Origin of the sequence: Bradyrhizobium sp. STM 3809 (assembly GCF_000239795.1) — a bacterium.
Classification (GTDB): Bacteria; Pseudomonadota; Alphaproteobacteria; order Rhizobiales; family Xanthobacteraceae; genus Bradyrhizobium.
In genome coordinates this window covers 1-10,592 of record NZ_CAFJ01000368.1, presented here as the reverse complement: position 1 = coordinate 10,592, position 10,592 = coordinate 1, and the positions used below count along the sequence as shown (strand labels likewise).

Sequence of the window (10,592 nt, the reverse complement as noted above, 5' to 3'; positions counted from 1 at the left end):
CGCCGAGCAGCGCTGCGGCCTCCGGCAGGTTCGGCGTGATCAGCGAGGCCATCGGGATCAGCCGGCTGCGCAGCGCCTCGATCGCGTCCTCCGGCAGCAGCCGCGCGCCCGACGTCGCCACCATCACCGGATCGAGAACGATATGGGCCGGGCGCCAACGCGCCAGGCTGGCGGCGATGGCGTCGGCGATCGGCGCCTGGGCCACCATGCCGATCTTCACAGCGCCGACGGCAAGGTCGTCGAACACGGCATCGATCTGCGCAACGACGAAATCGGGCGGCACCAGATGCACGCCGGTGACGCCCCGGGTGTTCTGCGCGGTCAGCGCCGTCAGCACCGAGGCACCGTAGACCGACAGCGCGGCGAACGTCTTGAGGTCGGCCTGGATGCCGGCTCCCCCCGAGGAGTCCGAGCCGGCGATGGTGAGGGCGATGGGCGTGCTCATCCCCCACTCCTAGCCCGGGCCGGCCGCGCCCGGCAAGCAGGCCCGGTCACCCAGAATGCGTCTCGACTTCGCCCGAAAACGCTATATTGAGGCTTGAAACGCCTCCCGGAGACCGCCCGCCATGGTTCCTTTCTTCGTCCAGATCAAGTGCAAGCTCGGCCAGTCCTACGTCGTGGCCAATGCGCTGGCCGAGGCCGAGATCGCCTCCGAGATCTACTCGACGGCTGGAAACTACGACCTGCTGGTGAAGTTCTACGTCGACAACGAGACCGACATCGGCCACTTCGTGAACGAGAAGGTCCAGGTGCTGCCCGGCATCCAGGACACCCACACGATCATCACCTTCAAGGCGTTCGGCGCCAGCTAGCGCCGCCGGTCGCAGGGGACGCGGCGCGGGCGCGAGAAAGGCGCCCGCCGTGACCGACGGGCGCCGAATTCCTCAAAATGGCACAAGCATGGTTTCGTCATGAAAGACGGTGGAGCGACCGCGCTCCTCGTCTCACGCCGGGGGATTGCCGCTGCTCGGAGAGCCGGACCTTTCGATCGCGAGGGGAAACGGGGGGACCATCGAACGGCCCGGCTTTCCTTTGCGGCAACTTGGCGATAGGCGTCCTATAACGTGTGCATCGCGGAGCCGGTCAAGCCGGCCGAGCGCCCCGATACGATCGATCAAGAAGTTGAGACGAAAGCTCAAGACAGTCTGTGGCGTCGCGTGACGAGTGAGATGAAAGCTGTTGCGTCCCTGCAGCCGAGCTACGGCTTCTCGGCCGAGCAGATGGACACCGAGACCAACATCGCGGCCTGGCGGGAGGCCATTTCGACATTCTTCGACGTCGACGAGCTCGCCGCCGGCGAGGCTGCGCCGTTCAGGGCCAGTGTGCTGTCCTACGCGCTCGGCTCCATCCTTCTCGGGTCGGCCCGCGCCAGCGGCCAGCGTTTCCGGCGGTCGCCGGAGACCATCGCGAAGAGCGGCGTCGACCACATCGTCCTGCAGCTCTATGTCTCGGGCGGCTACGAGGGCATCGCCGGCGATCGCGCGATCCGCGTCGAGGCCGGCGATCTCTGCGTGCTCGATCTCGCCCAGACCCTCGAGACGCGTGCGAGCGCATTCGAAAACGTCACGATGGTGGTCCCGCGTCCGATGTTCGACGCGCGCCTGCTGCAGGTCGAGGACCTGCACGGGCTGGTGCTGCCGCGCGACGGCGCGATGGCGCCGCTGCTGGCGCGGCATTTCGGCGCGCTGCTCGATTGCGCGCCGCGGATGAGCTTCGACGAGTGCCAGGCGGTGGTCGACGGCACCATCTCGCTGATCTCGGCCTGCCTGCGCGGCGAGCTGGAGCGCCGCGACGCCGATCGCAGCGTGACCGCGGACGCCTCGCTGCTGCGCATCCGGCAATACATCGAATCCCGGCTGGCGAGCCCGGAGCTCAGCGCCGACGCCGTGGCGCTGCATTTCGGCCTGTCGCGCGCATCGCTGTACCGGCTGTTCGCCCCGATCGGCGGCATCGCCGACTACATCCGCAGCCGCCGCCTGCATCGCGCCTTCTTCGACCTGGCCGCGACCGGATCGCGCAGCGTACGGATCAGCGAGGTCGCGCGGCGCTGGCAGCTCGGCACCGATGCGCATTTCACGCGGCTGTTCAAGGCGGCCTATGGCATCACGCCGAGCGCGGCCCGCGAGGCGGCGATGCTGGGCCTGCCGCAGCTGCCGGCCCACGCGGGAGCCGAGCCCGCCTCGCCGCTCAGCCGTTGGATGCGAGGGATAGCAGCGCCCCGGAGCGGGGAATGAGCGCGACCACTTCGGCGGAGCGCGGATCAGCATCCTCGGACGGTTCGGCATCCCCGGCCTTCTGATCCAACTCGTTCTGATCCGCGTCGCTCTGGCCCTCGTCCTTCTCGGCGCGCGAGATCTCCAGGTGCTGCTCGAGCTGTTCGACCGGCATCGGCCGACCCAGCAGATAGCCCTGGGCGAAATGGACGCCGAGCTGGCGCAGATGCGTGAGCTGCTCGTCGGTTTCGACGCCCTCGGCGGTGATCTGGATGCCAAGCCCGCGCGCCAGGGTCACCACGGAAGAGATGACGGCCGCGCTCTCGTCGCGCACCGAGAGATTGGCGACGAAGGACTTGTCGATCTTGATCTTGTTGAACGGGAACGCCGTCAGCGAACGCAGCGACGAATAGCCGGTGCCGAAATCGTCGAGCGCGAGCGAGATGCCGAGGCCCTTCAGGCGGTCGATGAAGCTCTCGTTCTCGGCGGCGCGCTCCAGCAGCACGGACTCGGTGATCTCGATCTCGAGACGCTTGGGATCGAGGCCCGAACGCGACAGCGCCGACTGGATGACGTCGAACAGCTCCGCCTGCTTGAACTGCACCGGCGACAGGTTGACGGCGACCTTGACGTCGTCGGGCCACGCCGTCGCGTCGTCGCAGGCCCGGCCGATGATCCATTCGCCGAGCGGCACGATCAGGCCGGTCGATTCCGCGAGCGGAATGAACTTGTCCGGCGGCACCAGGCCCTTGACCGGATGGCGCCAGCGCACCAGCGCCTCGACACCGCGGCGTTCGCGCGTCTCGGCATCGTAGAACGGCTGATAATGCACCTCGAACTGGCATTGCGCGATGGCGTCGCGGAGATCGCCTTCCAGCGTGTTGCGCGCATCGAGTTCGGCCGACATCGCGTCGTCGTACATCGTGTAGCAGCTGCGCCCGGCCGATTTGGAGCGGTACAGCGCGAGATCGGCCTTCTTGAGCAGATGCTCCTGGTCGCGGCCGTGCTGCGGCGCGAGCGAGATGCCGATGCTGGTGCCGATCTCGACACGCTGCCCCGCGATCTGGAACGGCTCGGCGATCAGCCGGGTGATGCGCTGCGCCAGCTCGATCGCCGCCGCGCGCTGGTCGTCGAAGCCGGCCTGGATCAAAGCGAACTCGTCGCCGCCGAGCCGGGCCAGCACGTCCTCGTCGCGCAGCTGCGAGCGCAGCCGTTGCGCGACCTGCATCAGCAGCTCGTCGCCCGCGCCATGGCCGAGAGAATCGTTGACGTTCTTGAAGCGGTCGAGATCGAGCAGGAAGACGGTGAAGCGGCCGTTCTTCTCGTCGTTGATGCGCTCCATCTCCTCGAGGAAGAAGGCGCGGTTGGCGAGCCCGGTCAGCGCATCGGTCTGCGCCAGCTCGAGCACGCGGCGGTTGGCCAGCGCCAGCTGCTGGGCGTTGCGGCTCGACAGCGCGAGATACACCGCCAGGAAGATCGTCGTCGCCATGCCGGCCGCGTAGAGCGCCAGCGCGCGGTTGTGGCTGGCCATCAGGCCGCCGCCCGCGGGCGCGGCCTGGAATACCCAGTCGGCATCGCCGATGCGCAAGGTCGTGGACCAGATGTTGGGATCGCTCGGCCAGCGCTGCGGATCGACGCCCGACGCGTTGATGACGCGCTCCGGCGGCAGCAGGTTGATCTGCAGCGCTGGGCTGTTGGGATTGTTCGCGCGCACCGACTGCAGCAGCATCGGCAGATCGAACACGCCGACGATGAAGCCGGAGAGATTGCGGCGGCGGTCGGCGACCGTCGTGCGTGACGTCCCCTTGGCATAGACGGGGATGCCGATCATCACCGCATTGTTGCGCTCGTTCTGATTGATCAGGTTCTGTCGCGTGCGCAGCGCGCCGATCATGTCGTAGTCGCGCGACTGTTCCAGCACCGCGCGATGATCGGGAACACTCCAATAGTCGAGGCCGTAGACCGGCGAGGTCTTGGCTTCGGTGGAGAAGTAGACCGGATAATACTCGTCGCTCTCCGGCGCGACCGTGCCGTCCGGATAGGACTTGATGCGGAAGGCCGGCACGCCGTCGGTGATCGCGGCGGCTTCATACTCGCCGCGCTCCTTGCGCTTGATGCGCGGCAGCCAGGCCAGCCGCAGCATGCCGCGATGCGCCTCGAACAGGCGCGCGCTGAAGGTCTGGTACTCGCTGCGGGTGATGTCGTCGTTGGCGGATTCGAACCGGGTGCGCAGCGCGGTCAGCCGGCTGACATATTCGTTGACGCCGTTCTGGACCAGGATCGCCTGCGCTTCGGCCACGCCTTCGAAATCGGTGCGCGCCAGGCGGTTTTCCCAGCGGCCGACGGCGACGGTGCCGGCCACCGACAGAATCACGCCGACGCATGCCGCGATGATCGCAGGACGATACAGCCGGTACCGAGATAGCGACGCGCGCAGCTTCTCACGCCCGCCACCGATGCGAGCACCATCACGTTCCTGCAGCGTCGGTGCGCTGTAATCTTCAACCTGCAATATGGCCCCCGCCAAACGGCTGCCCGTCACTACGCGTCGGCCGATGGTCAACCGGCGAAGTTAAGGACGGTCAAAGATGATCCGTTGTGGAGTACCGTAAACCCGGGCTTGGTTAACGGCTCACTTTTGCGCGCCCACCAAAACGCGATCAAGCCGGTGCTACGTCTTCAGCGAGTCTTCATTCACCGCGTGTACTCTGGCTCTCATCAAGCGTACCCGTGCATCGAAGATCGCAATGAACTGGTTCTCAAGCCTCAGGACATCCATCGTTCTCATCCTGCTCGCGGGCGTTCTTCCGCTCGGGTCCGCTCGCGCCGACGAGCTCGGCGTCACCAACGACTCGATCCTGTTCGGCCAGGTTGCGGCGCTGGAGGGTCCGTCGGCCGCGCTCGGCCAGGCGGCGCGCCAGGGCCTGCTGGCGGCCTTCAGCGAGCTCAATGCCAAGGGTGGCGTCTATGGCCGCCGGCTCAAGCTGGCGAGCCGCAATGACGGCTATGATCCCGACCGCTCCGTGGTCGAGACCATCAAGCTGATCTATGAGGACAAGGTGTTCGCGCTGATCGGCGCCGTCGGCACGCCGACCGCGATGGCCACCGCGCCGATCGCCGCCTCGAACGACGTGCCGTTCATCGGCCCGGTGTCCGGCGCCGAATTCCTGCGCGCTCCCGAATTCCAGAACATCGTCAACATCCGCGCGAGCTACGCCGCGGAGGCGGAAGCGTCGATCAAGCACCTGACCGAGGACCTTCGTCTCACCCGCATCGCCATCTTCTATCAGGATGACGCGTTCGGGCGCGACGTGCTCGCCGGCGTGAAGACCCACCTCGACCGCCGCGGCCTCGAGCTCGCGGCCGAGGGCACGTTCGAGCGCAACACGCGCGCCGTCGGCGCGGCGCTCAAGGTGATCCGGCGTGCCGAGCCGGAGGCCGTCATCCTCGTCGGCACCTACGGGCCGTGCGCCGAGTTCATCAAGATGGCGCATCGCAGCGGCTTCAACCCGACCTTCTCGGCCGTGTCCTTCGTCGGCGGCAATGCGCTCGCGAAGGAGCTCGGCTCCGAGGGCCGCGGCGTCATCGTCTCCGAGGTGGTACCGTTCCCGTGGGACACCGACCGCCGCATCGTCGCCGACTATCAGGCCGCGATGAAGGAGCTCGATCCGAGCCAGACCCCCGATTTCATCGGACTCGAGGGCTACATCACCGGCCGCCTGGTGGCGCGCGCGCTGGCGATGACCGGGCCGAATCCGACCCGCGCCGAGCTGCTGCGCATCATCAACGAGGTCGGCCAGTTCGACATCGGCGGCCTGGTCGTCAGCTTCGGCAGCGCGCGCAAGGACAACCCGCCGCCGGTGTCGCTGACCGTGATCCAGGGCGACGGCAGCTTCAAGCCGATCTGATCGCGGCTCAGCTCGCCGGCTTTTTCGGCCTCGGCGGGCCTTCCACTGGCGGCAGCGACTTCAGGTAGACCGCCATCGCCTTGCGATCCTCCGGCGTCAGTTGCGAGGTGTTGCGGATCACGCGCGCCATCGAGCCGCCGGCGCTGTCGCCATCCGGCAGCTGTCCGGTCTCGAGGAAATAGCTGATGTCGCTCTCGCTCCAGTCCGAGAGCCCCTTCTGGGTGATGTTCGGCACGAATCCGTGGCCTTCCGGATCGGGCCCGCCGGCCAGCCGCTGCGCCGTCTTGATGCCGCCGAGCGGGTTGCGCGGGCTGTGGCACTCGGCGCAATGGCCGAACGTGTTGACCAGATAGGCGCCGCGATTCCACTCCGCCGAGCGCGATGCGTCGGCCGAGAACGGCTTGTCGTCGAAGAACAGCAGCTTCCAGACCCCGACGGTGCGGCGGATGTTGAACGGGAATGGCAGCTCGTGCGGCCGCGAGGCGCCGGCGACCGGCGGCAGCGTCTTCATGTAGGCGAAGAGATCGCGGACATCGTCGACCTTCGCCGCGGCATAGGACGGATAGGGAAACGCCGGATAGTAATGGCTGCCGCCCGGCGACACGCCGCGCAGGACGGCGTTGACGAACTCGCCCTCGCTCCAGCGCCCGATGCCGTCGTTCGGATCGGGCGAGATGTTGGGCGCATAGAAGGTGCCGAACGGCGATTCCAGCGGCAGTCCGCCGCCGAGCTTGAGCCGGTCGGGCTGGTTGGGCACGGCGTGACACGACGAGCAGCCGCCGATGTTGAACATCTCCTGGCCGTTGGCGAGATCGGGCGCCCGCGCCGCCGCTGCGAGCGCGATGGTCGAGGGCTGGGTCAGCCACCAGAATACCGCGAGACCGGCCACGCCGAGCACACACAGGGCAAGCAGCAGGCGCTTCAGCATGGGGGCTCCGTCACAGCGGGGATGGATGCGATCGATCCGGAGGCTCCGGACGCGCCGGCGAGACTAGGACGCCCGTGCCGGACAAACAAACGGGGGCGAACGCGTGACCGCGTCCGCCCCCTCAAACTTGCGTCAATCAGCTGTTCTTGAGACGGAAGGTCTCGTGGCAGCCGCCGCATTCCTTGCCGATGCCGGGCGCGGTCGCCTTGAGGCTGTCGAGATCCTTGATCTTGGCCTTGGCCTCGGTGACGACCTTGGCGAAGCTGTCGATCTTGGCCTTGAAGCCGGCCTGGTCTTCCCAGATCTTCGGCGACGGGCCGTAGTCGCCCTCGAACTTCGCGCCCTTGAGGCTGGCCGGATACATCGTCGGCAGCTTCTTGGCGGTATCCTCGAGCTGCGCCAGAGCGGCATTGACGGCGGCCTGGTCATACGGCTTCTCGCCCTTGACCATGGCGATCAGCACACCGCCGAGGTTCTTGGCGTTCGCCTTCATGGTGTCCTGGCTCTGCTTGACCAGGTTGTCCTGTGCCATCACGGCGCCGGCCCCAAGCAGCAGCGCTGCTGCTACCACGACAGTCCGCTTCATCAATTCGCTCCTTTGTTGTCACAATCCCGCCCAGCCCACCTGGACGGGTCGCGCCTGGTTGATCAACCCCTCGACCGGCGGGTTATTCCGCAATTGAGGCGGTTATCGGAGAGTGTTCGGGGAAGAGTACTCAGAGACTGTGACGGCGATGCTGCTCCCGGATCGCGATCCAGACCCGCTCGGGCGTCGCCGGCATGTCGATGTGGTCGATCTTGTACTCGCGCCAGAGCGCTTCGACGATGGCGTTGACCACCGCCGGACAGGAGCCGATCGCGCCCGCCTCGCCCGCGCCCTTGACGCCCATCGGGTTGGTCTTGCAGGGCACGTTGTGGGTCTCGAAGGTGAACGACGGCGCGTCAGCGGCGCGCGGCAGCGCGTAGTCCATGTAGCTGCCGGTGACGAGCTGCGCATCGGAGTTGCTGTAGACCACCTGCTCCATCAGCGCCTGGCCGATGCCCTGCACCGCGCCGCCATGCACCTGGCCGGCGAGCAGCAGCGGGTTCAGCGTCACGCCGAAATCGTCGACGATGACGTAGTTGACGATCTTGATGATGCCGGTGGCCGGATCGAGCTCGATCTCCGCGACATGGGTGCCGTTCGGATAGGTGCCGTCGGCGCTGGCGAAGGTGGCGCTGCCGTTGAGCTTGGCGGGATCGACGCCGGGGCGCTTGGCGAGGTCGGCGAACGAGATCGCGCGGTCGGTGCCGGCGACGCGGATCACGCCGTCGGCAATCTCGAGGTCACCCAGCCCGGCCTCAAGCGCCTCGGCCGCGATCTGCTTGAGCTTGTCACCGAGCTCATGGGTGGCGCGCTGCACGCTGACGCCGCCCGAGGGGATCGAGGCCGAACCGCCGGTGCCGAGGCCGGTGGCGATTTCGGCGGTGTCGCCCTGGTGGATGTGGACGCGCTCCGGCGGCAGGCCGAACTGCTCGGCGACGATCTGCGCGTAGGCCGTCTGGTGACCCTGCCCGCTCGACTGCGTGCCGATCAGGATCGTCACGTCGCCGTTCGGATCGAGCCGCACATTGGCGGTCTCCTCGCCCATGGTGCCGCAGACCTCGACATAGCTCGCGAGGCCGATGCCGCGGACGAGGCCATGCTTCTTGGCCGCCTTGGCGCGCTTCGGAAACTCCTTCCACTCCGCGATCTCCATCGCGCGCTTCAGATGCGCGTTGAAATCGCCGGAATCATACACCTTGCCGGTCGCGGTCTTGTAGGGCAGCGCGCGCGGCGGGATGAAGTTCTTGCGCCTGATCGCATCGACCGACATGTCGAGCTTGCGCGCGCAGGCATCGACCAGGCGCTCGACGACATAGGCCGCCTCGGGGCGGCCGGCGCCGCGATAGGCGTCGACCGGCACGGTGTGGGTGAAGATCGTGCGCACCCGGCAATGGAAATTCTGGATGTCGTAGAGGCCCGGCAGCATGCCGGCGCCGCCATGCGGGATATAGGGCGCGAAGGTCGAGAGATAGGCGCCCATGTCGCCCATCAGGTCGACGTCCATGGCCAGGAACTTGCCGTCCTCGGCGAGCGCCATCTTCGCCGTGGTGACGTTGTCGCGGCCCTGCGCGTCGCCCATGAAGTGCTCGGAGCGATCGGCGGCCCAGCGCACCGACTTGCGCAGCTGGCGCGAGGCGACCGCGAGCAGCGCGTATTCGCGGTAGGGAAACAGCTTGGTGCCGAAGCCGCCGCCGACATCGGGACAGATCACCCGCATCTTCTCGGTCGGCATCTTCAGCACGTTCTGGCACAGGATGTCACGCAGCCGGTGGCTGCCCTGGCTGCCCGCCGTGAGCGTCAGATGGTCGCGCTTGGTGTCGTATTCGCAGACCGCCGCGCGCGTCTCCATGAAGCTCGCGACCACGCGCGGATTGACGATGCGGATCTCGGCGACCGCATGGGCCTTGGCGAAGGCCGCCTCGGTCGCGGACTTGTCGCCGATCGAGACGTCGAACAGCACGTTGCCCTTGTGCTCGGCCCAGACCTGCGGCGCGCCCGGCTTGATCGCGTTCACGACGCCGGTGACGGCCGGCAGGATCGTCCACTCCACCTTGATCGCTTCCAGCGCATCGCGGGCATGATCGAGCGTGTCGGCCACCACGAAGGCGACGGCATCGCCGACATGGCGGACCTCGTCCTTGGCCAGGATCGGGTAAGGCGGCGCGGTGAAGGGATCGGTCTCGAGGTTGAACAGGCACGGCAGGCCGCCGAGCTCGGCGGTCTCCGCGGCGGTCAGGATCAGCGCCACGCCCGGCAGCAGCCGCGCCTGGGTGACGTCGATGGTGAACCTGGCATGCGCATGCGGCGAGCGCAGCACCAGCGCATGCAATGCGGACGATGGCGCGAGATCGTCGGTGTAGCGGCCCTTGCCGCGAATCAGCGCGTCATCCTCTTTGCGGAGAACGCTTTGTCCGACGCCGAACTTGATTGGAGCTGCCATCTGGTTTCACTTCCCACTTCGTTATGGCGATGTTCGCGCCATATTGCAGCGGAACGCGAGCCCGCGCAAACGGCATATCCGCCGCAGGGGGACCACGATCGGTCAACTCTCGTCGGGTCAGCACGCGGCCCGTTCCGGATCACGTGATATTGCATTGCAATCAGAACGCTCCGGCGCGCTGTCAGGCGCCGGAGCCCCCTGCCGCATCGGCCGTCAATGATGCGCATGCTCCGCCTTCGCAGCGCCGTCCGCCGGCCCCGGCGCCTGGGCGCCGACGCCGAGCACATCGAGCAGAACGGCCATCTTGCCGGCGCGCTCGAACTGCAGCGTCACCGCGACCGACCTGCCCTCGACCAGCGGCGCCTTGAGGCCGGTGAGCATCAGATGAAGGCCGCCGGACGTCAACGCGACCGTCTGTCCGGCCGGGATCGGCAGCCCCTCCTCGACCGGCCGCATCACCATCACGCCATCGCGCGTCGACATCTCATGGATCTCGACCGTCTCGGCGATGTCGGCG

At 67.3% G+C, this 10,592-nt stretch carries 9 protein-coding genes; 3 read left to right on the top strand and 6 right to left on the bottom strand.

The features are described from left to right. A partial coding sequence (thiD, locus tag BRAS3809_RS19150) for a bifunctional hydroxymethylpyrimidine kinase/phosphomethylpyrimidine kinase (protein WP_035656927.1) occupies positions 1-445 on the bottom strand: 445 nt, incomplete at its 3' end. Positions 446-566: 121 nt separating this feature from the next. Here thiD and BRAS3809_RS19145 point away from each other — a divergent pair. Both BRAS3809_RS19145 and BRAS3809_RS19140 read left to right on the top strand, forming a co-directional pair. Next, the gene (locus tag BRAS3809_RS19145) at positions 567-812 is read left to right on the top strand and encodes an Lrp/AsnC ligand binding domain-containing protein (protein ID WP_006613331.1); all 246 of its coding nucleotides are present in this window, start codon (positions 567-569) and stop codon (positions 810-812) included. A 357-nt stretch (positions 813-1,169) separates the two neighbouring features. After that, on the top strand, positions 1,170-2,234 hold the full coding sequence (locus tag BRAS3809_RS19140; RefSeq protein ID WP_008963717.1) for a helix-turn-helix domain-containing protein: 1,065 nt from the start codon (positions 1,170-1,172) through the stop codon (positions 2,232-2,234). Here the strand turns inward: BRAS3809_RS19140 and BRAS3809_RS19135 are convergent. Continuing rightward, entirely contained in the window at positions 2,188-4,725 is a 2,538-nt protein-coding gene (locus BRAS3809_RS19135; protein ID WP_008963716.1) for a bifunctional diguanylate cyclase/phosphodiesterase, read from the bottom strand. The genes BRAS3809_RS19140 and BRAS3809_RS19135 overlap by 47 nt on opposite strands. Positions 4,726-4,960: 235 nt before the next feature. Here BRAS3809_RS19135 and BRAS3809_RS19130 point away from each other — a divergent pair, with 235 nt between their 5' ends. Further along, entirely contained in the window at positions 4,961-6,121 is a 1,161-nt protein-coding gene (locus tag BRAS3809_RS19130) for an ABC transporter substrate-binding protein (RefSeq protein ID WP_008963715.1), read from the top strand. Between the two features lie 7 nt (positions 6,122-6,128). Here the strand turns inward: BRAS3809_RS19130 and BRAS3809_RS19125 are convergent, their stop codons facing one another. The 4 genes from BRAS3809_RS19125 to BRAS3809_RS19110 form a co-directional block, all read right to left on the bottom strand. Further along, on the bottom strand, positions 6,129-7,049 hold the full coding sequence (locus BRAS3809_RS19125) for a c-type cytochrome (RefSeq protein WP_008963714.1): 921 nt from the start codon (positions 7,047-7,049) through the stop codon (positions 6,129-6,131). A gap of 136 nt (positions 7,050-7,185) precedes the next feature. Then, entirely contained in the window at positions 7,186-7,635 is a 450-nt protein-coding gene (locus tag BRAS3809_RS19120; RefSeq protein WP_008963713.1) for a c-type cytochrome, read from the bottom strand. Between the two features lie 130 nt (positions 7,636-7,765). Further along, on the bottom strand, positions 7,766-10,075 hold the full coding sequence (locus tag BRAS3809_RS19115) for a xanthine dehydrogenase family protein molybdopterin-binding subunit (RefSeq protein WP_008963712.1): 2,310 nt from the start codon (positions 10,073-10,075) through the stop codon (positions 7,766-7,768). 213 nt (positions 10,076-10,288) lie between these two features. Beyond that, positions 10,289-10,592: copper chaperone PCu(A)C (locus tag BRAS3809_RS19110; protein ID WP_035656925.1), on the bottom strand; the 304-nt coding region annotated here is incomplete at its 5' end.

Excerpts from the sequence above, each read along its gene's own strand:
- BRAS3809_RS19140 (WP_008963717.1), top strand. The coding sequence starts at position 1,170 with ATGAAAGCTGTTGCGTCCCTGCAGCCGAGCTACGGCTTCTCGGCCGAG.
- BRAS3809_RS19115 (WP_008963712.1), bottom strand. The coding sequence starts at position 10,075 with ATGGCAGCTCCAATCAAGTTCGGCGTCGGACAAAGCGTTCTCCGCAAA.
- BRAS3809_RS19130 (WP_008963715.1), top strand. The coding sequence starts at position 4,961 with ATGAACTGGTTCTCAAGCCTCAGGACATCCATCGTTCTCATCCTGCTC.
- BRAS3809_RS19125 (WP_008963714.1), bottom strand. The coding sequence starts at position 7,049 with ATGCTGAAGCGCCTGCTGCTTGCCCTGTGTGTGCTCGGCGTGGCCGGT.
- BRAS3809_RS19120 (WP_008963713.1), bottom strand. The coding sequence starts at position 7,635 with ATGAAGCGGACTGTCGTGGTAGCAGCAGCGCTGCTGCTTGGGGCCGGC.
- BRAS3809_RS19145 (WP_006613331.1), top strand. The coding sequence starts at position 567 with ATGGTTCCTTTCTTCGTCCAGATCAAGTGCAAGCTCGGCCAGTCCTAC.